The sequence below is a fragment of the Nonomuraea sp. NPDC049421 genome, from assembly GCF_040677005.1.
GTDB classification, from domain to species: Bacteria; Actinomycetota; Actinomycetes; order Streptosporangiales; family Streptosporangiaceae; genus Nonomuraea; species Nonomuraea salmonea.
On sequence record NZ_JBFAQA010000001.1, the window covers coordinates 320,325 to 340,967 of the forward strand.

Consider the following 20,643-nt stretch of genomic DNA (forward strand, 5'->3'; position numbering starts at 1 on the left):
CCCCGTGAGCGAAGGCCAGTGGTGGTTCTGTCTCAAACACATGCGGGTCGAGCCCGATCAGGGCTGCCCCAACAAGGATCGGATGGGCCCTTACGCGTCGGAGCAGGAGGCGGCAGGAGCGTTGCAGCGTGCCGCCGACCGCAACAAGGCGTGGGACGAGGCCGATCAGGACGACGACTGACGTCCTGCCGCCCTCGGCACCGCCCTGGCCAGCTTGACCAGGGCGGTGACCCCGATGGCGGCCCAGATCAGGTTGAGCGCCGCCGACGGCCAGGCGGCGCTGTACGCGCTGTTGATCATCAGCCCGACGGAGCCGCCGAGGTTGATCAGCTGGTACGCGAGCCCGTCGCCCGACAGGCGGGCGGACGAGACGAGGGCGTAGCCGGCCAGCAGCAGGGCCGCGCCGGCCCAGCCGACGGCGTCGAGCAGGAGATCCATGAGCGACATTCTGCGCACTACGGGCACTGAAGCACAATTAACGGAACCTTCACTCCGGGCCTAAGCTGTCCTAAATGGAGATCGACCCTCGGCGATTACGCGTCCTGCGTGAGGTGGCAAGGCGCGGCGGCGTCGCGCGGGCCGCCGAGGCGCTGCACCTCACCCCGTCCGCCGTCTCGCAGCAGCTGGCCCAGCTCGAACGCGAGGTCGGCCTGCCCCTCATCGACCGCTCCCAGCGCAGCGTCTCGCTGACGCCTGCGGGGCGGGTGCTGGCCGGGTACGCCGACCGGGTGGAGGAGGAGCTGACCGAGGCCAAGCGCGAGCTGACCCGCTTCACCGAGCGCCTGGCCGGTCCCGTACGCATCGCCGCGTTCCCCACCGTGATCACCCATGTGCTGGTGCCCGCGATGCGGGAGCTGGCCCGGCGCCATCCGCGCATCACGCCGGTCATCCGCGAGATCTACGGGCAGCCGGCGCTGCAGGAGCTGCGGCTGGGGTCGGTGGACGTGCTCATCACCGAGCGGGACATGGGCCTGCCGCCGCTGTCGTTGCCGTCGCTGACCACCCGCCTGCTCTACGTCGACGAATACCGCGTCGTCGTGCCGCCCTCCTGGCCCGATCCGCCGTCCACCGTCGAGGACCTGATGCGGCGGCCGTGGGTGGCGGGCGATCCCGCGCAGGCGTGCGGGCAGGCGCTGGAGCGGCTGGCGGGGCTGCACGGGGCCGAGCCGCGCAAGGTGCACGTCATCACCGAGTTCGGGCCGACGCTCGCGCTGGTCGCGGCCGGGCACGGGGTGGCGATCGTGCCGGAGCTGGCGCTGCTCGACGTCCCCGAGGGCGAGGTACGCGTGAGCGACATCCGCGACATCGGCGCCCGCCGCCTGGACACCGTCACCCGCGTGAGCCGCACCCGCTCAGGCGAGCCCGACCCGGTCCAGGCCGTGGTCATCAAGGCGATCGAGGAGGCCACGGCCGCCCTCGCCCCGGCGCTGCGCGCCCGCCTCTCCGGCCACCCCACCGCCGAGCCTGCCGACCCCTCCTCCCCTCACCACGACCGCCGTGCCGACGGTGGGGCGTCGTGAGGCGGCTGTCAGTCGGTGAGGTGGGGGCCGCTGACCTTGTCGAGGAGGCGGGCGAGGCGTTCGCGCAGCCCAGGGCGTTGGTCGGCCTCGCCGGCCGCCGCGCTCACCAGGTGCTGAGCCCCGTCGAACGTCACCAGCCCGTCGCGCGGCACCGCGATCGCGTCGTGGGCCAGCCCGGCCAGGTCGCGGTCGCCGCCCTCGATCGCCAGGATCGTGGCCCCCGTACGGCGCGCGTCGTCGACCCGTTCGAGCAGCGGTACCGGCGCCTGCTGCTCGGCCAGCACGAACAGCGTCTCCCCGCGCCCCGCCTGCTCCAGCCGGTCGAGCCCGACCCGCAGGTGCGGCGGCGCGTCGAGCGGCGGAGCCCAGCGCAGCAGCGTGGGCGTGAGCTGGGACAGCCCAGAGAACCTGGCCTCGTCGGCGAGGTGGGCGGTCAGGTGCCAGGGCTCGTCGTCGGGGGTGCCGACCAGCAGCAGCCCGCCGGGCGAGCGGGTGGCCCGCAGGGCCAGGCCCAGCTCGCGGGCGCGTTCGAGCCAGCCGGTCTCGGCCAGGAGTTCGCGCAGGAGGGCCACCGATCCTGAGTCCATGCCTCCATGGTGCCTGACGGACCGGGCGCGGGGTGTCTGGTTCCCATGTGACGTATTGACATGGAACGTGTTTCTCCGTCATTTCGGGCCTTGACATGGAGTTACCCTCGGGTAACGATCGGGCTCGCGGCGCCGCCCTCCCCCAAGCGCATACCTCACGGAGAGGGGCGGCACATGACCTTACGTGTGCGCGTCAGCATGTTCCTGACCCTGTTATCGATCACGTCGTTCGTCGCGGCGCCCGCCCGCGCCGCGGCACCGGGAGACGTCGTCTCCGCCCAGCCCACCACGGTCTATCTGCTGCCGGGCAAGCTGCTCGAAGTCCCGGTCAACGCCTGGCACCTGCGCTACACCTCCACCTCCGCCATCGGCACGCCCAACACGGTCTCCGGCACCCTGCTCGTGCCCAAGGCGTCGTATCCGCTCGGCCGCCGCCCGATCATCGGGTACGCCGTCGGCACCCACGGGCTCGGCGACCAGTGCGCTCCGTCCGTCAGCATGAGCCAGGGCCGCGAGGCCGAGCTGGCGCTGGTCAGCCTGTTCCTGCTGAAGGGGTACGCGGTCGCGATCACCGACTACGAGGGGCTCGGCACGCCGGGGCAGCACACGTACATGGCGGGCGTCTCCCAGGGGCACGCCGTGCTCGACTCGATCAGGGCCGCCACCCGCGTGCCCGCCGCGGGGCTGTCCGCCCAGGCGCCGGTCGGCATCATGGGCTACTCCCAGGGCGGCGCGTCCGCCGGGTGGGCGGCGCAGCTCCAGCCGTCGTACGCGCCCGAGCTGCGGCTGCGCGGCGTCGCCGCTGGCGGGGTGCCCGCCGACCTCGGCGCGGTGGCCCGCAACCTCGACGGCGGCCCGAACTTCGGGCTGGCCGCCGCGGCAGGGGTGGGGCTCGACGCCGCCTACCCCGAGCTGGACCTGGAGGCCGACCTCAACGACCGGGGCAGGGCGCTGCTCGCCGACGCGGCCGACGACTGCGTGGGCGACCTGAGCAAGCTCGCCGGGCTGCGCTTCTCCGACATCAGCCCGATCGACCTGATGAACCAGCCCAAGTGGCTCGCCCGCCTGGCCGAGAACCGGCTCGGCGGCACGCCGCCGCGGGTGCCGGTGTTCCTCTACCACGCGCGCGGCGACGAGATCATCCCGCTCGCGGCCGGGTCGGCGCTGCGCTCGGAGTACTGCCGGGCCGGCGTGAACGTGCGCTGGGCCTCGCTGCCCGCGCCGAACCACGTGACAGGCGCCATCGAGGGCGGCCCGCCGGCCATCGAGTGGCTGGCCCTGCGCATGCTGGGACTGCCCGCGTTCGGCAACTGCTGACCGATCCGTCCCGGCCCCCGCTCGGGGGCCGGGACACGGAGTGCCCGGCACGCCGGCGGGAAGCGATCCTGACATGATCTGGTTATGGCAGACGTGAACAAGCTTTCCATCGGAATCCTCGGCGGCACCGGCGACCAGGGCAAGGGGCTCGCCCGCAGGTTCGCGCTGGCCGGGCACCCCGTGCTCATCGGCTCCCGCAACGCCCAGCGCGCCCAGGAGGCGGCCGAGTCCATCGGGGCCGGCGCGAGCGGGGGCGAGAACGCCGACGTGGCGACCAGGGCCGACATCGTGATCATCGCGGTGCCGTACGAGGGGCACAAGGCGCTGCTGGAGTCATTGCGGAGCGAGCTGGCCGGGAAGATCGTGGTCGACTGCGTCAACCCGCTCGGCTTCGACAAGAAGGGCGCCTACGCGCTGCCGGTCGAGGAGGGCAGCGCCGCCGAGCAGGCCGCCGCCGTGCTGCCGGACAGCCGGGTGGTGGCCGCGTTCCACCATGTGTCCGCCGTGCTGCTGCTCGACCCGGCCGTCGAGAAGGTCGATCTCGACGTGCTGGTGCTGGGCGACGACCGTGAGGCCACGGACGCCGTACAGGCGCTGGCCGAGGCCATCCCCGGGGTGCGCGGCGTGTACGGCGGGCGGCTGCGCAACGCCTACCAGATCGAGGCGTTCACCGCCAACCTCATCTCCATCAACCGCCGCTACAAGGCCCACGCCGGCATCCGCATCACCGACATCTGAGCCGACATCTGGGCCGGGCGCCTGACACGGCACCCGGCACGGCACCTGGCACGGCGGCCTAGAGCCAGCCGGCGTCCTGGGCGATGCGGATGGCGTCGATCTTGTTGCGGGCGCCGGTCTTGGTGATGGCGCCCGTGAGGTAGTTGCGCACGGTGCCGGGCGACAGGTGCAGGCGGACGGCGATGTCCTCGGCGGACGCGCCCCTCGCGGCCTCCTTCAGCACGGTCGTCTCCCTGGGCGTCAGGGGGCTCTCGCCGTACTCCATGGCGGCCGAGACCAGCTCGGCGTCCAGGACGCGCAGTCCGGCGGCGGTACGCCGGATCGCGTCGGCGAGCCGGTCGCCGGGAGCGTCCTTGACCAGGAACGCCTCGATGCCGGCGGCCAGCGCCCTGCGCACGTTGCCCGGCTGCCCCATGGCGGTCAGCACCAGGATCCGGCAGGACGGCAGCCGCTCCCCGAGCGTCGCGGCCGCGGTGATGCCGTCGACCACCGGCAGGTCGATGTCCACGACCGCGACGTCGGGCCGCACCCGCAGCGCCTCGGGGACGATCTCGTCGCCCTTGGTGACCTCCGCGACCACCTCGATGTCGCTCTCCAGCCGCAGCAGCGCGGTGAGCGCGGCGCGGATCATGTGCATGTCCTCGGCGAGCAGCACCCTGATCACGCGCTCACCTCCATCGCGAGGACGAAGCCGCCGTCGGTGGGCGTGGCGGTGCAGGTGCCGCCGGCCTGCGCGGCCCGCTCGGCGAGCCCCGTCAGCCCACCACCCGCAGCCGCAGTCCCGGTCCCAGCACCAGCCCCGGCCGCCGGAACAAGCCCGCCGCCGGTCGTGCCGGGTCCTGGGGGATCGGCGCCGTCGTTGGCGATCTCCAGCCGGGCCGTCCCGCCGTGGACGGACGTGGTGATCGTGCAGGTCGTGGCCCGGCTGTGGCGCAGGACGTTCGTGACCCCCTCGCGCACCCCCCACGCCAGCGCCTGCTCCGACCTGCCCGGCAGCGCCGCGTGCGCCAGGTGGGCCTGCACGCTCACCCCCGACGACTCCAGCAGCGCCACCGCCCGGTCCACCTCGCCGGACAACGACATCGCCCGGTAGCCCCGCGCCACCTGCCGTACGTCCTGGGCCGCCTCCCTGGCCACCTGCACCAGCTCGCCGACCTCGGTGCGGGCGGAGGCGGGGTCGCGCTCGATGAGGCGGCCGGCCAGGTCGCCCTTGAGCGCGATGGCGGTCAGGCTGCGGCCGAGCCCGTCGTGCAGGTCGCGGGAGATCCGCAGCCGCTCCTTGAGCACGGCGGCGTCCGCCAGCTCCGCCCTGGCCTCCTGCAGCTCGGCGGTGACGCGGGTGAGCCGGACCAGCGCGTACGTCATGGCCCCCGTGGTCGGCACGGTCATGACGTAGAACGCGGTGAGGAAGGCGAACCCGGGGCCCGCCCAGAGCGCCCAGCCCTCGTACAGCATCATGAGGACGATCAGCGCGCTGCCCCATGGCAGCGGCAGCAAGGTCAGCAGCGCCCCGGCCAGCAGCGGCGCGGGCAGCGCCGACCCGCCGCCGGGCAGGGTCAGGTCGGGCAGATAAGTGACGACGGCCTGGAGCACCAGGGGCAGCGGGTGGAGGGGCGGGCGTTCGCCGCGCAGGCCCGCCCGCATGTTGACGAAGTGGGCGGCGAGCACGGCGACCATCGTGGCGGCGGCCGGCAGCCCGTACGCCACGCCGTTCTGGAAGTAGGTCAGCGTGATCACCGTGTAGGCGCAGGCGACGGCGGTGATGAGCCACCTCGCCAGCCGCTGGGCAGCGGAGGGGAGCACGCCGTAGACCTTATGACCTGCGTGGTTCCCAGCGAAACCAGAGGCGCAGCACGACGAGCCCGAGCACCGTCCACGCGGCGAGGTCGAGCAGCGGCACGAGCAGGTCGCCGGTCCTGACGGCCTGCACGACGGCGGTGGTGGGCAGCAGGTCGAGGGCCGCGTACAGCCACCCGGGCAGCGGGATCGGCCCCATCGCGCCGGCCGCGACCCCGCAGAGCAGGAAGACCGGCATGGTGAAGACGGCGGCCAGCTCGGCGCGCGGCACGAGCACCGTGTACGCCGCTCCGAGCAGCGCCAGCACGACGGACCCCGCGAGCGTCGCGACGGCGAAGACCACCGGGTGGGCGGGCAGCGGGACGCCGGCGGTGAACCGCACGGCCACCGTGCACAGCACGATCATCGCCATGGTCTGCGTGGCCGTGCTGGCGATCTGGCCCGCCAGGATCTGCCCGTCCGTGAGCGAGGTCGCCCGCAGCCGTTTGAGCACGAGCTGGTCGCGGCGGGCGGTCAGCGCCACGGTGACGCTCATGAACGCGGTGATCGCCAGCAGCAGCGCGATCGTGCCCTGGAAGGTCGTCGTGGCGTGTTCCGCCGAGACGACGCGCGTCATCAGGGTGGGCAGGCCGACGGCCAGGCCGACCGGCGTGACCACCGAGGCGAACAGGGTGGCGCGGTCGCGCCAGAACAGGCGGGTGCCGAGGCGGTAGGTGGCGGCCAGGCTCATCGCGGGTCCTCCACGGCGTTCTCCACGGCGTTCTCCACGGCGTTCTTCGCGCCGTTCTTCATAGCGTTCTTCGCGGGGCTCTTCACGGTGCTCTTCACGGCGCTCTCCATGAACAGGTCTTCGAGCGTGGCCTGGCGCACCTCCAGGCCCTCCAGGCGCAGGCCGCGCCCCGCGGCCCAGGTCAGCAGCGTCTGCGCGGCCAGGTCGGGGTCATCGGCGCGGCAGACCGCCCGCCCGTCCTCGACGGTGGCGGGCAGCGGCAGGTCATCGGGCGTCACGTGGGCGGGCAGCAGGAACGTCACCCGTCCCCCGGCCGCCGCCAGCGTCTCGGCCATGCCGCCGGCGGCGACGATGCGGCCGGCGTCCATGATGGCCAGCGCGGACGCCAGCCGCTGCGCCTCCTCCAGGTAGTGGGTGGTCAGCAGGACCGTGGTGCCCTGCCGGGCGAGGTCACGGATGACGGCCCAGGTGGCGGCGCGCGCCTCCGGATCCATGCCGGTGGTGGGCTCGTCGAGGAACAGCAGGTCGGGGCGGCCCAGCAGGGCCAGCGCCAGGTCGAGCCTGCGTTTCTCGCCGCCGGAGAGCTGGCGGACGCGGGTGCCGGACCTGGCGCTCAGGCCCGCCAGCTCCAGCGCCTCGTCGCTGGGGCGGGGCGCGGCGGTGAAGTCGCGCCAGGTGCCGACGGTCTGGGCGACCGTCAGGTCAGGGAAGAACCCGGCCTCCTGGAGCATCACGCCGACCCGCCCGCGTACGGCAGCGCGGTCGGTGACGGGGTCGAGGCCGAGCACGCGTACGGTGCCCGCGTCGGGCCGCTGGAAGCCGGCCAGCACCTCGATCGTGGTGGTCTTGCCCGCGCCGTTCCTGCCGAGCAGCGCGAAGATCTCCCCCTCCGCCACCTCGAACGAGATGTCCTTCACCGCCTCGAAACCCTGGTGGCTCTTGCGGAGCCCGCGTACGTCGATCGCATTCATGCCGTCCACCTTCGCGGGCGGCCGGCGCGGGCGGCAGTGAGGAATTCACGACTTCCTGGAGAGCTTCAGCAGCGCCTCGGTGACCCCGTCGGGATCGATGAGCTGATGGAGGTGGAGACCGGGCAGCCGGGTCACCGGCCAGCCGCGCTCGGCCGCGCGCTCGGCGGCGGCGGAGTATCCGGGGCTGTACCACAGGCACGAGCACCTGACCTCGTCCCACCCGGCGGGGACGGGGATGGGCTGGGTGTAGTAGTCGAGCGGCAGGCGGGGCTGCTCGCCGGCCACCCGGATGCGGACGGCCGGGTCGGGCAGCATGGCCACGACGTCCTCCTCGTCCCACCAGTCGGTCCAGCGGGGGAGCACGCCGTCGGGGCCGGCGAGGTCGCGCAGGAACGGCAGGAACTCCTTCTCGGCCGTGGTGATCAGCCCCTCGCCGGGCGGGACGTGCGCGTCGGCGAACACGCAGGCCACCACCCGGTCGCCGAGCCCCTCCTTGATGACGGGGAGGAAGAACCCGGCGTTGCTGTGGGCGACGAGCACGACGGGCCCGTCGGACGGGGTCGCGGCGCGTACGGCCTCGACCACGCGCGGCCAGTAGGGGGCGCCGCCCGCGCTGATGCCGGTCAGGTCGGGCACCACGGCCGCGTGCCCGCGCCGCTCCAGTGACTCGGCCACGGGCGCCCACGTCGAGGGGCCGACGGAGGGGCTGTGCACGAGTACGAACGTCGTCTGCATGCCCTCCACCCTTGCAGAGGCCCGGGACAGGGCGGGACGCCAGGACGGTGGAGGTGCAGCGTGGGCAGGGTGTTCACCGCTCGCGAAAAGCAGCGGGACCCCATCTCCCACCCCGGGTCTGCCATCGCCAGGTCCGACAGGGGATCCTGCTGGTATGAACGATTTCCGCCCCGAGGCGCAGTCCCAGGCCGCATCTGCTGATAAGTCCGAAATGTCATCCGAAATGCGGCCAGAGACGAGGACCGTGCACGTGCCGCACGTCACCGTCGAGGGCAGCCGTCCCATCGCCGTGCCCATCTACCAGACCTCTGGCTTCGTCTTCGACGACCCCGCCCTGATGGCCGAGTCGATGGGCCGCCCGGACAAGTCCTTCTTCTACGGGCGCTACAGCAACCCGACCGTGCGTTCCCTGGAGGAGGCGGTGTCCGGGCTGGAGGGCGGCGCGGGCGCCATCGCCACCGGCTCCGGCATGGGCGCGATCAACACCGTGCTGCTCGGCCTGCTCAAGCCCGGTGACCACATGGTGGCCCAGAACTCGCTGTACGGCGGCACCGCCGCCATGCTCAACGAGCTGGTCGCCAGGTTCGGGATGGAGGTCTCGTACGTGCCGGAGAACGACCCGGCCGCGCTGCGGGCCGCCGTACGGCCGCAGACCAAGCTTGTCTACATGGAGACCATCAGCAACCCGATGACGCTGGTCGCCGACCTGCCCGCGATGTGCGCGACGGCCCGCGAGCTGGGCATCCTGTCGGTGGTGGACAACACGTTCGCCTCGCCGCTGCTGTGCCGGCCGATCGAGCACGGGGCCGACATCGTGGTCCACTCCTCGACCAAATACCTGTCCGGGCACACCGACGTGGTGGGCGGCATCGCGGTCTTCGCCGACGAGGAGCTGTACCAGCGGGTGTGGCGGTTCAACATCGAGCTGGGCGCCTCGCCCGACCCGTTCGCGGCCTGGCTCACCCTGCGCGGCATGCAGACGCTGGCGCTGCGCATGGAACGCCACTGCGCCAACGCCCGCGTCCTGGCGACCCGGCTGGCGGAGCACCCGGCGGTCGCCGCCGTGCACTGGCCCGGCCTCGCCTCGCACCCGTCGTACGAGCTGGCGGGCAAGCTGCTGTCCGGATGCGGCGGCGTGTTCTCGTTCGACCTGACCGGCGGGCGGGAGGCGGGGGAGCGGTTCATGAGCTCCGTACGCCTGGCGCTGCTCGCCCCCTCGCTGGGCGGCGTCGAGACGCTGATCCTGCACCCGGCGACCACCTCCCACCGCTCGCTCAACGCCGAGGAGCTGCGGCGCAGCGGCATCGGCGAGGGCACGGTCCGCATCGCCGTCGGCATCGAGCACCCCGAGGACCTGTGGGCGGACCTCCAGCGGGCCCTGGCATAGCCTGGAACGCGACGATCAAAGGGGGAATCTTGCCCACAGTCACCCACACGGACGTCGCGGCCGCCGCCGCCCGGATCTCCGGGCACGTCCTGCGCACACCCGTGATCGAGGTCGCGCCGCGGCTCTGGCTCAAGCTGGAGCTGCTGCAGCACTCCGGTTCCTTCAAGGTGCGCGGGGCCTTCAACCGCGTCATGTCCGCCGGCGACCTGCCCGCCGCCGGGGTCATCGCGGCCAGCGGCGGCAACCACGGGCTCGCGGTGGCGTTCGCGGCGCGGGCGCTGGGCGTGCGAGCGGAGATCTTCGTGCCCACCGTGACCAGCCCGGTGAAGGTGGCCGGGCTCGAGCGGCTGGGCGCGCACATCACCCAGACCGGCGCCATCTACGCCGAGGCGGCCGAGGCCGCCGCCAAGCGGGCCGCCGAGACCGGCGCGCTGTCCGTGCACGCCTACGACCAGCCCGAAGTGGTGGCCGGTCAGGGCACGACCGGGCTGGAGCTGATCGAGCAGACCGGCGCCGTCGACACCGTGCTGGTGGCGGTCGGCGGCGGCGGTTTCGCGGCCGGCATCACGGTGGGCACGTCGGTGTCGGGGCCGCGCATCGTGGCCGTCGAGCCCGAGCGCATCCCCACGCTCAACGCGGCCCTGCGGGCCGGCGAGCCGGTGCCGGTCGAGGTCGGCGGCGTGGGGGCCGACGCGCTGGGGGCCAGCAGGATCGGCGGGCTGGCGTTCCAGATCCTGAACGACCCCCGGGTGGAGAGCGTGCTGGTGAGCGACGAGGCCATCATCGCGGCGCGGCGCACCCTCTGGGAGCGCCACCGGGTGGCGGCCGAGCACGCCGGCGCGGCCGCCTACGCGGCGCTGCTGTCGGGCGCCTACCGGCCCGAGCCGGGGGAGCGCGTGGCGGTGGTGGTGTGCGGCTCCAACACCGACCCCGCCACGCTCACCGCCGAATAGAAGATCAGCTGTACGTGTGCTCGGGTGCCGGGAAGGCACCCGACACCACGTCGCCGGCGAACTCCCGCACCGCCCGGTCCAGCTCGGCGCCGAGGTCGGCGTAGCGCTTGACGAACTTGGCCGGGCGCGGCGTCAGCCCCATGAGGTCCTGCCAGACCAGCACCTGCGCGTCGGTGGCCGCCCCCGCGCCGATGCCGATCGTCGGGATCGCGAGCGAGGTCGTCACCCGCTGCGCGAGGTCGGCCGGCACGCATTCGAGCACCACCGCGAACGCCCCGGCCCCCTCGAGGTCCTTGGCGTCCGCCATCAGCTCGTCGCCCGCCTGGCCGCGCCCCTGGACGCGGTAGCCGCCCATCACGTTGACCGACTGCGGGGTCAGGCCGAGGTGCGCCATCACCGGGACGCCGGCCGAGACCAGCGCCTCGACCTGCGGCAGCATCCGGCGCCCGCCCTCCAGCTTGACCGCGTGCGCCCCCGCTTCCTTCATGAACCTGGCCGCCGACTCCAGCGCCTGCTGCGGCGAGCCCTGGTACGACCCGAACGGCAGGTCGGCCACCACGAGCGCGCGCGACGAGCCGCGGACCACGGCCGCCGTCAGCGGCAGCAGGTCGTCCATCGTGACCGGCAGCGTGGAGTCGTAGCCGTAGACGACCATCGCCGCCGAGTCGCCGACCAGCAGCACGGGGATGCCGGCCGCGTCGAACACCTTCGCCGTCATGGCGTCGTAGGCGGTGACCATGGGCCACCGCTCTCCGCGCTGCTTGGCGGCGGTGAGGTCGCGGACGGTGACGCGGCGGCCGGACGCGCCGCCGTACAGCGTGGTTGAAGAGGACATGTGACAACCCTCCAGAAACGTCTCGAGGCGCCCTGCTGCGTCCCCGGACTCCCTCGATGATGGCACGCGGAAAACCGGTGGCGAAAACGTCGGTGGCCTTTGCCAGAATCTGTGCGGAGGTAACGAACGTTCATGGCTCTCGACCCTTACCGAAATCTGCTCAAGATCCCCGGCGTGCCCACGCTGCTCCTGGTGGGGCTGCTGGCGCGGGTGCCGTCCACGGCGACCGCGATGGCACTGACCCTGCACGTCGCCACCACACTCGACCTGGGGTACGGCAGAGCCGGGGTGATCACCGCGGTCTGCACGATCGGCATGGCCATCGGTTCCCCGCTGTCGGGCAGGTTCGTCGATCGTCACGGGCTGCGTCCCGTGCTCGTCGTCACGACCGTGGCCCAGGCCGCGTTCTGGGCGTGCGCGTGGGCGCTGCCGTTCCCCGCGCTGCTCGCCGCGACGGCGCTCGCGGGGCTGCTCGGCATGCCGGTGTTCAGCGTGACCCGGCAGTGCCTGGCCGCTATGGTGCCGGTCGACCGGCGGCGCAGCGGGTTCGCGCTCGACTCGATGCTGGTCGAGGTGTCCTACATGGTCGGGCCCGCGCTGGCCGTCGCGGGCATCACCACGTTCGGCAGCGGGGTGACGATGGCCGCGATCGGCGCCGGGCTCACCGTGGCCGGGCTGGGGCTGATCGCGCTCAACCCGCCCACCAGGTCGGCGGAGGAGGACGCCGCGGCGCAGGGCGTACGGGTGCCCAGGCGGCAGTGGCTCACGCCGGGCTTCGTGGCGCTGCTCGGCACGGTCGCCGCCGCCACGTTCGTGCTCACCGCGTCGGAGCTGTCGCTGGTCGCCACCATCAACGAGGCGGGCCAGACCGCGTGGGTGGGCCTCGCGGTGGCCGTCTGGAGCGGCGCCTCGCTGGTCGGCGGCTTCGTCTACGGCGGGCTGTCGCGGGGGTTCTCGCCGCTGGTGCTGATCGGTGGCATGGGGCTGCTCACCGTCCCGGTCGGGCTGGTCGGCGGCGGGTGGCACTGGGTGGTCCTGGCGCTGCTGCCGGCGGGACTGCTGTGCGCGCCGTCGTTGTCGTCCACGGTCGACGCGCTCAGCCGGTGGGTGCCGAGCGCGGCCAGGGGTGAGGCGATGGGCCTGCACGGCACGGCGCTGCTGATCGGGGGCGCGGTCTCGGCGCCGATCGCGGGCGCCGTCATCGACGGGGTGGGCCCGTCGTGGGCCTTCGCGGTGGCCGGGCTGGTCGGCGTGGTGATGGTGCTCATCGCTCTCCCCTTCTGGCGCCGCCACCCGTCGGAGCCCACCGTGCTGATCGTTCCCACTGTGGAGAAGGCAGTGGAGAAGGTGGCGGAGAAGGCAGTGGAGAAGGTGGCGGAGAAGGCAGTGGAGAAGGTGGCGGAGAAGGCAGTGGAGAAGGTGGCGGAGAAGGCCGTGGAGAAGGTGGCGGAGAAGGTGGTGGCCACCGAGCCCGATCCGGTGTGAGTGTTCTCACGTCCGCTGCCGCGGCCGGGGTTCTGTGAACCCCGGCCGCGCTCCTTCCCGGAGCTGTGACCTGCGACTTCACCTCTCGGGTCGCCGGAATGAGGGCCGCCGTTCACGCGCTAGTTACGAAACGGGACCGTTGCGTATCGGAAATAGCTCGCGATACGGTGGCGTTGCGAAACTCTGACGTATCGAAATTAAGGACTTCTTCATGGACCCGATGACGGGACATCCACGCCGATGGGGCATCCTCGGCGTGCTGGTGTTCAGCCTGCTGGCGGTCGTGCTGGACAACACGATCCTCAACGTCGCGATGAAGACCATCGCCGACGAGACCGTGGGGCTGGGCGCCACCCAGAGTGAGCTCGAATGGGCGATCAACTCCTACACCCTGGTGTTCGCCGGGCTGTTGTTCACCTTCGGCGTGATCGGTGACAGGACCGGTCGCAAGCGCATGTTGTTCATCGGCATGGCGCTGTTCGGCCTGGCCTCACTCGCCAGCGCCTACGCCCAGGACCCGATGCAGCTGATCCTGGCCAGGGCGGCGATGGGCATCGGCGGCGCGGCCATCATGCCGGCCACCTTGGCGATCATCTCCAACGTGTTCCCGCCCGGCGAGCGCGGCAAGGCGATCGGCGTGTGGGCCGGCGGCGTGGGCCTCGCCGTCGCGATCGGGCCCATCACCGGCGGCCTGCTCATCGAGCACTTCTGGTGGGGCTCGGTCTTCCTCATCAACGTGCCGATCGTGATCGTCAGCATGATCCTCATCGCGACCCTCGTGCCGGAGTCGCGCGACCCCAAGCCGTCCAGGCTCGACCCCGTCGGCGTGGTGCTGTCGATCATCGGTCTCGTGGCCATCGTGTACGGCATCATCCGCGGCGGCGAGCTGGCCACCGTCGCCAGCGCCGAGGTGCTGGTCCCGACCCTGTTCGGCGTGGCGGTGCTGGCCGTCTTCGTCTGGTGGGAGCGGCGCATCGACCACCCAGTCTTCGACGTGCGCAGCTTCACCAACGTCCGGTTCAGCTCGGCCATCGGCATGATGGGCATCGTCTTCTTCGCGATGATGGGCGGGATGTTCTTCCTGACGTTCTACCTGCAGATCGTGCTCGGCTTCACGCCGGTGCAGGCGGGCGCGCTGATGATCCCGTTCGCGGCGGCGCAGCTCATCTTCGCGCCGCTCAGCCAGCGGGTCACCGAGCGGCTGGGCGCCAAGCTGTCGGCCACGCTGAGCATGATCGTGGTGACGTTCGCGCTCGGCAGCTACGCGTTCATGGACCAGAACACCCCGATCGTGCTCATCGAGGTCATCTTCTTCGTGCAGGGCGCCGCGATGGCCAACATCATGCCGCCGGCGACCACCGCCATCATGGAGTCGCTGCCCCGCGAGAAGGCCGGCGTCGGCTCGGCCATGAGCAACACCGTCCGCCAGGTGGCCGGCGCGCTCGGCGTGGCCGTGCTCGGCTCGGTGCTGTCGTCCAGCTACCGCGGCGAGATCGCGCCCGCGCTGGCCGTGCTGCCCGAAGGCGCGCGGCACGCCGCGGGCGAGTCCATCATGGCGACCATGGGCGTCGTGCAGGAGCTCGGTGAGCGCGGGCAGGCGCTGGTGCAGCCGGCCTTCACCGCCTTCGTCGACGGCATGCACGTGACCGCGCTGGTCTCGGCGGCGATCGGGCTGCTCGGCATCGTCGTGGTGGCCCTGTGGATGCCGGGAAAGCCGCGGCTCGCCAAGCACGCTGAGAACAACAGGGAGCCGGTGCTGTCGTCCTCGGGAGGATGACGGACATGTCGGTGGGCACGTACCGTTTGTCACGGGAAGGAGCAGGAGGAGGCTTTTGTGCCTCCTCCTGCCCCCGAGAGCGGCGCGGTGCTGATGGCGCCCGCGCCGGAGATGTATGGTGAGGCCGCGATGTCGATCCAGCAAACCGGGACCGCCCGCCCCGCGGGCCGTCCGCGCAGCGAGAAGGCCGAGAAGGCGATCATCGAGGCGACCCTCGACATGATCGCCGAGGGCCTGGGCGTGTCCGAGCTGACCATCGAGGCGATCGCCGCGCGGGCGGGAGTCGGCAAGACCACCATCTACCGGCGCTGGGCCAACAAAGAGGACCTCGTCGCCGACGCCCTGTCCACGCTCAAGACGCCGGTGCCGCCGCTGCCCGGCACGTCCGTGCGCGACGACCTGATCGCGCTGGTCGACAGCATGAGCAGAGACGCCGGCGACGCACGCAACCGGTGCGTGCTCAACATCGCGATGGGCGAGGCCGACCGCTACCCGCGCCTGATGGAGCGCTTCGTCAAGCGGGCCGTCGAGCCGCGGCGGGCGGCCATCCGCGCCGTCATCGAGCGCGGCATCGCCACCGGCGAGCTGCGCCGCGACCTCGACGTGGACATGGCGCTCGCCGTCATCTCCGGCACGATGATGTACCAGACGAAGCGCAGCCCGGCCGAAGGGCTCCCGCCCGACCTCGGCAAGCGCGTCGTCGACACCGTGCTGGCCGGCCTCGCCCCCTAACGGCCGGCCGTCCTGCGGCGGAACAACACGGCCGTCACCGGCAGCGCCACCGCCACCGCGCCCGCCAGCCACACCGCCGCCACCGCGCCCGACGCGCCCATGGGCTGGTCGAGCAGCAGCGCCCGCAGAGCCGTGATGATCGGCGTGAGCGGCTGGGCGAGCGCGAAGTCGCGCAGCACCCCCGGCATCGTCTCGGCGGGCACGATACCGTCCGACAGGTACGGCAGGAACAACACCACGAAGCTGAACGCCCCCGCCGCCTGCGACGACCTGACCAGCAGCCCCCACACGGCGGCCAGCGCCGACAGGGCCAGCACGTAACCCGTCACCAGGACCAGCACGAGCGCCCAGTCGGCCGGGGAGGCGTCCGGTCGGAAGCCCAGCAGCAGCGCCGCGGCCAGCGCGATGGCCGACGCGGCCACGTTGCGGATCACCGAGGCCACCACGTGACCCGCCGGGACCACCCAGCCGCCGATCGGCAGGGTGCGGAAGCGGTCGATCATGCCGGCCGTCATGTCCTCGCAGATCGTCACCGCCGTGAGCGCGGCGCCGTAGCCGCCGGACATCAGCAGCACGGCCGGTACGACGAAGTCGACGTACTCCAGGCCGCTGGAGCCGGTGGTGATGGCGCCGCCGAAGACGTACACGAAGAGAATCATGATCGCCACGGGCAGCGCCGTGCTGATGATGAGGCCGTCGAGCACGCGCAGGTCGCGGCGCAGGTCGCGGACCACCAGGCGGCGCAGGTCGCCCGCCGCGTCGATCATCGGGGTGCTCATGCGGCCTCCGTCAGTTCCAGGAAGACGTCGTCGAGGGTGGGGGTGCGCAGGCGTACGCGCTCGACGGCGACGCCGGCCCGGTGCAGCGCGTCCAGGGTGCGCCGCAGGTGGTCGGGGTCCTGGAGAGCCAGAGTCAGCTCGCCCGCCGGGTCAGGGTGCGCGCCGGGCAGGGCGGCGCATGCGCGGCCCAGGTCGGCGGGGTCCGCGGGACGCAGCGCCAGCCGCTCGACGCCGACCTGACGCTTGAGCGCGGCGGGGGAGCCGTCGGCCACCACGCGCCCGCCGTTGAGCAGCACGACGCGCTCGGCGAGCTGGTCGGCCTCCTCCAGGTACTGCGTGGTGAGCAGGATCGTGGTGCCCTGGGCGAGCAGCTCCCTGATCACCGTCCACAGCTCGGCCCTGCTGCGCGGGTCGAGGCCGGTCGTGGGCTCGTCCAGGAACAGGATCGGCGGTGCCGACACCATTCCGGCGGCGAGGTCGAGGCGGCGGCGCATGCCTCCCGAGTACGTCCCCACGCGCCGGTCCGCCGCCTCCACCAGGCCGAAGCGCTCCAGCAGCTCGGCCGTCCGCTCGCGTGCCCGTCGCCTGCCCAGGTGGTGCAGGCCGGCGAACAGCTCCAGGTTCTCCCTTCCCGTCAGCAGGTCGTCCACGGTGGCCTGCTGCGCGGTCAGCCCGATCGCGCGGCGTACCGCCACCCCGTCGGTGCGCACGTCGTGGCCGGCCACCGTGGCCGTGCCCGCATCGGGGGCGAGCAGCGTGGTCAGGATGCGCACGGTCGTCGTCTTGCCGGAGCCGTTCGGGCCGAGCAGCGCCACTAACGAGCCCGCCGGCACCGTCAGGTCGACGCCGTCCAGCACCCTCTTGCCCTCTCCGAAGGCCTTGACGAGTCCCCTCGCATTAATTGTGTATGGCGTACTGTGTATGACGTTCATAGTTTTGAGAGTAATGCAGAATCCTAGGGAGGCGTCAAGGAGGAGGGCCGGATGGCGGAGGAGCGGTCGTTGCCGCCGATGCTGCGACGCATGTGGGGGCGCGAGCCGGTGCCGCGACGGGGGCCGCGTCCCCGGCTCGACCTGGCCACCATCACCGCCGCCGCCATCGAGATCGCCGACGCCGAGGGCCTGGCCGGCGTCTCCATGGCCGCCGTCGCCTCGCGGGTCGGGGTGGCGACCACGGCGCTCTACCGCTACGTCGACAGCAAGGAGGACCTGCTCACGTGCATGGCCGACGGAGTGGCCCCCGAGCCGCCCGATCCGGCGGGGCTTTCCTGGCGCGACTACCTCGCCCTGTGGACCCGCGCCCAGCGCGACATCCTGCTGCGCCACACGTGGCTGCTGTCGATCACCCAGTACGCGCCGCCGCTCGGCCCCAGGCGGCTGCTCTGGCTCGACCGGGCGCTGGCCGCGCTGGCCGGCACCGGGCTCGACGACGGCGAGAAGATGAACGTGGCCAGCACCCTGACCGGCTACGCGCTGACCGACGCGGCCCTCGCCAGGGCCGCCGAGTCCGGGTTTCCCGAACTCGACCAGAGCGGCGTCGAGGGCGCGGACGACTACGGTGAGCTGCTGGCCGAGATGCTCGACCCCGCTACTTATCCGGCGCTGTCGGCCGCGATGCGGGGCGGGGCGATGCGCGGGGCCGCCGGGTGGACCGAGGACGCGGACTTCGCGTTCGGGCTGGGCCTGCTGCTCGACGGCGTGGAACAACTGATCACCCGCCGCTCCTCCTGACCCCGCCGCTCTTCCACCCGAGCCCGTGGCCCTGCCGCCTGAGCCTGGCGGCCCTCGCGTCTGCGCCTGGGGAGCCCCGCGCCTGAGTGCGGCGGCCCTCGCGCCTGCGTCCGGTGGCGCTGCCGCCTGCGTCCGGCGGCCCTCGCGTCTGCGCCTAGGGACCCTCGCGCCTGTGTCCGGCGGCCCTGCCGCCCGCGCCTGCCTCGCTTGACGGCGGCGGGCGCGGGGGCCTTCGGCGGGGTGCCTTTTGCGAGGTCAGGTGAGGTCGGTGGGGAGGAGGTGTTCGGTGAGCAGGCGGCGTGTCCGCTCGGGGCCGGTCGCCCAGCGGCGTACCAGCTCCCAGCCGTAGAAATATCCGAATATGTACGGACTCATCGGCGACGGCTGGAGGATGCCCAGCGCTCCCCTGGCCTCCTCCTCGGTGACGAGGGCCCAGCGCCGCAGGTAGGCCGTCAGCTCGGCCTCATCGCGTCCCTCCGCCGCCATGAACGCGACATTTCCCCATACGCCCCACAGCACGTTCTTGGCGTGGTGCACGGCGGCCAGGTCGCCGTCGATGGGCGGGAGCCCGGCCATGGGCAGGGCGACGGCGTTCAGCCAGTCGCGGGCCTCGTTCCCCGGGAACAGCAGCTCCTCGGCCACCAGCCCCAGCCCCTCACTGAGCACGAACGACGGCGACAGCATGAACCGCACCTTCTCGCCCTTGAGCATCGACTCGGCGATGTGCCCAGGATGGCCCTCGTGCGCGACCAGATAGAGCAGATCCGCCAGGTTGAACGGGATGTCGGTGTTGATGTGGATCGTGGACCTGTGCCCGCCCTCGTACGCCCCGGCCCCGTGAAAGGCCACCCCGCTCACCAGCCTGCACCGCACCACCTCGTCCGGCGGCAGCGGCACGATCCGGGCGTTCGTCCGCGCCCTGGTCTCGGCCACCGCCGGCTCCACCAGCTCGGGCAGGAGCTCGACCGGATCCAGCCGGTACGCCGCCTGCCAGGCCCGCCACCGCTCCGCCAGCGAGCCCCGCGTACCCGGCAGCGCCCGGTCCAGCTCGTCGTGCGCCCCCCCGAACACCTCCTCCGGCACCCACCGCGGCTCCAGGCCGAGGCACTCCCGCGCGTACTCGGCCAGCGGCGCCCGCTCCCCGCCCACATACCGGGCGGCGGCCCGCATCGCCCGTACCCGGGCGGCCAGATAGGCGTCAGGCGCCGACTCCAGCAGCCGCTCCGCCGCCTCCTCGAGCGCGCCGGCGGACGCGGGCGGCTCTCCGGCGACCTGCTCGCGCCATGCCTCAGGGCCCTGATAGATGAGCGCGGTGCCCGTCACGCCGCCGGTCAGGAGCCGGTTGAGCCGCAGCGCCAGCAGGGCGTGCTCTCGCTGCCAATCCATGCCGTCCCTTCCTTCCTGTCGGGATCTCACGAGGGCGGCCTACGCTAGCCGTACGGTTTTCCGTACAGTGCACGGAAGGAATGCGCCGATGCCGGAGAGCATCTGGTTCCGCGACGACGCCCGCCCGCGCCGGCCCCGCCTGTCCCGCGAGCGCATCGTGACCGCCGCCGTCGGGCTCCTCGGCGCCGAGGGCGTGGCCGGCTTCTCGATGCGGGCACTCGCCGCCCGTCTCGGGGCGGGGACGATGTCCCTGTACGAGTACGTCCGCAGCAAGGAGGACGTCCTCGACCTCGCCCTCGACGAGGCCATCGGCGAGATCGGCGAACCCCCGGCGGACGGCCCGTGGCGCGACCTCCTGACCGATCACCTGGTCAGGAGCCGGGCCGTCATGCGCCGCCACCCGTGGATGCCCGCCCTCATCGCGACCCGCCCCCTGCTGGGCCCGAACGCGCTCGCCGGCTCCCGCGCGATCTACGGCGCGCTCGCCCGAGAGGGTCTGCACGGCCCCGAACTGACCGCCGCGATCGGCACGCTCTCCTCCTACCTGTACGGCTTCGTCGCCGCGGAGAACACCTGGTGGGCCACAGTCCGCACCCCGGCCGCCGACGCCGAGCTCCGCGGCCGCGTGGCCGACCACCTGCACCGCCACGAGGCCGAGCTGGGCCACCAGGCCCATGTGGACGACGGCGACTTCGACACCCAGTTCCGCCTGGGCCTGAACCTGATCCTCGACGGCCTGTCCACCCGCCTGAAGGAAAACCCGCGCGAGTGACCGGAGCGCTGGCCGCTACGCTGACGAGATCATGTGCACCTACGCGATGGTCCACTACAAGGTCCACTACGTGTGCCTGCCGTGCCGCCGCAGCTTCAAGCAGCCCTGGCGGCGCCAGGACCCCCGCTGCCCCGGCTGCCAACGGCCGATGCACTACGCCGGCCACGACTTCGCCGCACCCCGCCGTGGCGACGAGCGCCGATGGCGAGCGGTGGAGGCAGTGCTGACGGCGGGCCTCCGCTACGAGGGCTTCGAGCCCTGCGGCTGCGGCCGCCGACCCAAGCCCCGCCCGCGCACGAGCGCCGAGGTCCGCACCCGCCGCCGCCTCGCCACCCGCGCCACCCTCTCAGACGCCGAAGCCCTGTCCCTACGCCTGTAACCGCCGCCACCACCTCTGGAGCGCACCCACAGG

General features: G+C 72.6%; 23 protein-coding genes. 12 read left to right on the forward strand and 11 right to left on the reverse strand.

Features of this window, described 5'->3' with window-relative positions; translation table 11 throughout:
• The first annotated feature begins 4 nt into the window (after window positions 1-4).
• A complete protein-coding gene (locus tag AB0K18_RS01415) occupies window positions 5-181 on the forward strand; it encodes a hypothetical protein (RefSeq protein WP_185112781.1) in 177 nt (58 codons plus the stop codon).
• Here AB0K18_RS01415 and AB0K18_RS01420 read toward each other — a convergent pair.
• Window positions 166-438 carry a hypothetical protein gene (locus AB0K18_RS01420; protein WP_364559470.1) on the reverse strand — a complete coding sequence of 91 codons (273 nt, stop codon included), beginning with the start codon at window positions 436-438 and terminating at the stop codon, window positions 166-168. The two genes, AB0K18_RS01415 and AB0K18_RS01420, sit on opposite strands and share 16 nt — an antisense overlap.
• Window positions 439-512: 74 nt before the next feature.
• Between AB0K18_RS01420 and AB0K18_RS01425 the strand changes: the two genes are divergently transcribed.
• The gene (locus tag AB0K18_RS01425; RefSeq protein WP_364908220.1) at window positions 513-1,520 is read left to right on the forward strand and encodes a LysR family transcriptional regulator; all 1,008 of its coding nucleotides are present in this window, start codon (window positions 513-515) and stop codon (window positions 1,518-1,520) included.
• A gap of 8 nt (window positions 1,521-1,528) precedes the next feature.
• Here the strand turns inward: AB0K18_RS01425 and AB0K18_RS01430 are convergent, their stop codons facing one another.
• The gene (locus tag AB0K18_RS01430) at window positions 1,529-2,107 is read right to left on the reverse strand and encodes a hypothetical protein (RefSeq protein WP_364908222.1); all 579 of its coding nucleotides are present in this window, start codon (window positions 2,105-2,107) and stop codon (window positions 1,529-1,531) included.
• Between the two features lie 174 nt (window positions 2,108-2,281).
• Between AB0K18_RS01430 and AB0K18_RS01435 the strand changes: the two genes are divergently transcribed.
• Entirely contained in the window at window positions 2,282-3,424 is a 1,143-nt protein-coding gene (locus AB0K18_RS01435) for a lipase family protein (RefSeq protein ID WP_364908224.1), read from the forward strand.
• 84 nt (window positions 3,425-3,508) lie between these two features.
• Window positions 3,509-4,162 (forward strand): NADPH-dependent F420 reductase, encoded by a 654-nt coding sequence (npdG, locus tag AB0K18_RS01440; RefSeq protein WP_364559479.1) that lies wholly within the window; start codon window positions 3,509-3,511, stop codon window positions 4,160-4,162.
• A gap of 58 nt (window positions 4,163-4,220) precedes the next feature.
• On the opposite strand, the gene AB0K18_RS01445 is transcribed toward npdG, so the two are convergent.
• The 5 genes from AB0K18_RS01445 to AB0K18_RS01465 are packed head-to-tail and all read right to left on the reverse strand — an operon-like array spanning window position 4,221 to window position 8,395.
• Window positions 4,221-4,826, reverse strand: coding sequence for a response regulator transcription factor (locus AB0K18_RS01445; RefSeq protein ID WP_364908227.1), 606 nt, complete (start codon window positions 4,824-4,826; stop codon window positions 4,221-4,223).
• Entirely contained in the window at window positions 4,823-5,965 is a 1,143-nt protein-coding gene (locus tag AB0K18_RS01450; protein ID WP_364908230.1) for a histidine kinase, read from the reverse strand. The genes AB0K18_RS01445 and AB0K18_RS01450 overlap by 4 nt, the downstream gene beginning before the upstream one ends.
• Before the next feature lie 10 nt (window positions 5,966-5,975).
• Window positions 5,976-6,689: an ABC transporter permease gene (locus tag AB0K18_RS01455; protein ID WP_364908233.1), complete on the reverse strand. Its 714-nt coding sequence runs from the start codon at window positions 6,687-6,689 to the stop codon at window positions 5,976-5,978.
• Window positions 6,686-7,660: an ABC transporter ATP-binding protein gene (locus tag AB0K18_RS01460; protein ID WP_364908235.1), complete on the reverse strand. Its 975-nt coding sequence runs from the start codon at window positions 7,658-7,660 to the stop codon at window positions 6,686-6,688. Before AB0K18_RS01460 ends, AB0K18_RS01455 begins: the two co-directional genes overlap by 4 nt.
• 45 nt (window positions 7,661-7,705) lie before the next feature.
• Window positions 7,706-8,395, reverse strand: coding sequence for an alpha/beta hydrolase (locus tag AB0K18_RS01465; protein ID WP_364908238.1), 690 nt, complete (start codon window positions 8,393-8,395; stop codon window positions 7,706-7,708).
• 223 nt (window positions 8,396-8,618) lie between these two features.
• Between AB0K18_RS01465 and AB0K18_RS01470 the strand changes: the two genes are divergently transcribed.
• Both AB0K18_RS01470 and AB0K18_RS01475 read left to right on the forward strand, forming a co-directional pair.
• Window positions 8,619-9,782, forward strand: coding sequence for an aminotransferase class I/II-fold pyridoxal phosphate-dependent enzyme (locus AB0K18_RS01470; protein ID WP_364908241.1), 1,164 nt, complete (start codon window positions 8,619-8,621; stop codon window positions 9,780-9,782).
• A gap of 29 nt (window positions 9,783-9,811) precedes the next feature.
• Window positions 9,812-10,735 (forward strand): serine/threonine dehydratase, encoded by a 924-nt coding sequence (locus tag AB0K18_RS01475; RefSeq protein ID WP_364908244.1) that lies wholly within the window; start codon window positions 9,812-9,814, stop codon window positions 10,733-10,735.
• Between the two features lie 4 nt (window positions 10,736-10,739).
• Here the strand turns inward: AB0K18_RS01475 and panB are convergent, their stop codons facing one another.
• On the reverse strand, window positions 10,740-11,570 hold the full coding sequence (panB, locus tag AB0K18_RS01480) for a 3-methyl-2-oxobutanoate hydroxymethyltransferase (protein WP_364908247.1): 831 nt from the start codon (window positions 11,568-11,570) through the stop codon (window positions 10,740-10,742).
• 132 nt (window positions 11,571-11,702) lie between these two features.
• On the opposite strand from panB, the gene AB0K18_RS01485 reads away from it, so the two are divergent.
• From AB0K18_RS01485 to AB0K18_RS01495, 3 genes are all read left to right on the forward strand, one after another.
• Entirely contained in the window at window positions 11,703-13,055 is a 1,353-nt protein-coding gene (locus AB0K18_RS01485) for an MFS transporter (protein ID WP_364908249.1), read from the forward strand.
• 211 nt (window positions 13,056-13,266) lie between these two features.
• Window positions 13,267-14,832, forward strand: coding sequence for an MFS transporter (locus AB0K18_RS01490; protein WP_364908251.1), 1,566 nt, complete (start codon window positions 13,267-13,269; stop codon window positions 14,830-14,832).
• A 57-nt stretch (window positions 14,833-14,889) separates the two neighbouring features.
• Window positions 14,890-15,564 (forward strand): TetR/AcrR family transcriptional regulator, encoded by a 675-nt coding sequence (locus AB0K18_RS01495; RefSeq protein WP_364908254.1) that lies wholly within the window; start codon window positions 14,890-14,892, stop codon window positions 15,562-15,564.
• Here the strand turns inward: AB0K18_RS01495 and AB0K18_RS01500 are convergent.
• Window positions 15,561-16,343, reverse strand: a complete 783-nt coding sequence (locus AB0K18_RS01500) for an ABC transporter permease (protein WP_364908257.1) — start codon at window positions 16,341-16,343, stop codon at window positions 15,561-15,563. The two genes, AB0K18_RS01495 and AB0K18_RS01500, sit on opposite strands and share 4 nt — an antisense overlap.
• On the reverse strand, window positions 16,340-17,275 hold the full coding sequence (locus AB0K18_RS01505; RefSeq protein ID WP_364908260.1) for an ATP-binding cassette domain-containing protein: 936 nt from the start codon (window positions 17,273-17,275) through the stop codon (window positions 16,340-16,342). The genes AB0K18_RS01500 and AB0K18_RS01505 overlap by 4 nt, the downstream gene beginning before the upstream one ends.
• Window positions 17,276-17,326: 51 nt before the next feature.
• Here AB0K18_RS01505 and AB0K18_RS01510 point away from each other — a divergent pair, with 51 nt between their 5' ends.
• A complete protein-coding gene (locus AB0K18_RS01510) occupies window positions 17,327-18,073 on the forward strand; it encodes a TetR/AcrR family transcriptional regulator (protein ID WP_364908263.1) in 747 nt (248 codons plus the stop codon).
• Between the two features lie 255 nt (window positions 18,074-18,328).
• On the opposite strand, the gene AB0K18_RS01515 is transcribed toward AB0K18_RS01510, so the two are convergent.
• Window positions 18,329-19,459, reverse strand: a complete 1,131-nt coding sequence (locus AB0K18_RS01515; protein WP_364908266.1) for a hypothetical protein — start codon at window positions 19,457-19,459, stop codon at window positions 18,329-18,331.
• Between the two features lie 88 nt (window positions 19,460-19,547).
• On the opposite strand from AB0K18_RS01515, the gene AB0K18_RS01520 reads away from it, so the two are divergent.
• A complete protein-coding gene (locus AB0K18_RS01520; protein WP_364908269.1) occupies window positions 19,548-20,231 on the forward strand; it encodes a TetR/AcrR family transcriptional regulator in 684 nt (227 codons plus the stop codon).
• A gap of 31 nt (window positions 20,232-20,262) precedes the next feature.
• Complete coding sequence (locus tag AB0K18_RS01525; protein ID WP_364908272.1) at window positions 20,263-20,610, forward strand: hypothetical protein; 348 nt, start codon at window positions 20,263-20,265, stop codon at window positions 20,608-20,610.
• Window positions 20,611-20,643: the final 33 nt, after the last annotated feature.

What these genes read in the sequence shown, in the direction of transcription:
- AB0K18_RS01420 (WP_364559470.1), bottom strand. Translation starts at nt 438, where the DNA reads ATGGATCTCCTGCTCGACGCCGTCGGCTGGGCCGGCGCGGCCCTGCTG.
- AB0K18_RS01425 (WP_364908220.1), top strand. Translation starts at nt 513, where the DNA reads ATGGAGATCGACCCTCGGCGATTACGCGTCCTGCGTGAGGTGGCAAGG.
- AB0K18_RS01430 (WP_364908222.1), bottom strand. Translation starts at nt 2,107, where the DNA reads ATGGACTCAGGATCGGTGGCCCTCCTGCGCGAACTCCTGGCCGAGACC.
- AB0K18_RS01435 (WP_364908224.1), top strand. Translation starts at nt 2,282, where the DNA reads ATGACCTTACGTGTGCGCGTCAGCATGTTCCTGACCCTGTTATCGATC.
- npdG (WP_364559479.1), top strand. Translation starts at nt 3,509, where the DNA reads ATGGCAGACGTGAACAAGCTTTCCATCGGAATCCTCGGCGGCACCGGC.
- AB0K18_RS01455 (WP_364908233.1), bottom strand. Translation starts at nt 6,689, where the DNA reads ATGAGCCTGGCCGCCACCTACCGCCTCGGCACCCGCCTGTTCTGGCGC.
- AB0K18_RS01460 (WP_364908235.1), bottom strand. Translation starts at nt 7,660, where the DNA reads ATGAATGCGATCGACGTACGCGGGCTCCGCAAGAGCCACCAGGGTTTC.
- AB0K18_RS01465 (WP_364908238.1), bottom strand. Translation starts at nt 8,395, where the DNA reads ATGCAGACGACGTTCGTACTCGTGCACAGCCCCTCCGTCGGCCCCTCG.
- AB0K18_RS01470 (WP_364908241.1), top strand. Translation starts at nt 8,619, where the DNA reads ATGCGGCCAGAGACGAGGACCGTGCACGTGCCGCACGTCACCGTCGAG.
- panB (WP_364908247.1), bottom strand. Translation starts at nt 11,570, where the DNA reads ATGTCCTCTTCAACCACGCTGTACGGCGGCGCGTCCGGCCGCCGCGTC.
- AB0K18_RS01485 (WP_364908249.1), top strand. Translation starts at nt 11,703, where the DNA reads ATGGCTCTCGACCCTTACCGAAATCTGCTCAAGATCCCCGGCGTGCCC.
- AB0K18_RS01490 (WP_364908251.1), top strand. Translation starts at nt 13,267, where the DNA reads ATGGACCCGATGACGGGACATCCACGCCGATGGGGCATCCTCGGCGTG.
- AB0K18_RS01500 (WP_364908257.1), bottom strand. Translation starts at nt 16,343, where the DNA reads ATGAGCACCCCGATGATCGACGCGGCGGGCGACCTGCGCCGCCTGGTG.
- AB0K18_RS01505 (WP_364908260.1), bottom strand. Translation starts at nt 17,275, where the DNA reads ATGAACGTCATACACAGTACGCCATACACAATTAATGCGAGGGGACTC.
- AB0K18_RS01510 (WP_364908263.1), top strand. Translation starts at nt 17,327, where the DNA reads ATGGCGGAGGAGCGGTCGTTGCCGCCGATGCTGCGACGCATGTGGGGG.
- AB0K18_RS01515 (WP_364908266.1), bottom strand. Translation starts at nt 19,459, where the DNA reads ATGGATTGGCAGCGAGAGCACGCCCTGCTGGCGCTGCGGCTCAACCGG.
- AB0K18_RS01520 (WP_364908269.1), top strand. Translation starts at nt 19,548, where the DNA reads ATGCCGGAGAGCATCTGGTTCCGCGACGACGCCCGCCCGCGCCGGCCC.
- AB0K18_RS01525 (WP_364908272.1), top strand. Translation starts at nt 20,263, where the DNA reads ATGTGCACCTACGCGATGGTCCACTACAAGGTCCACTACGTGTGCCTG.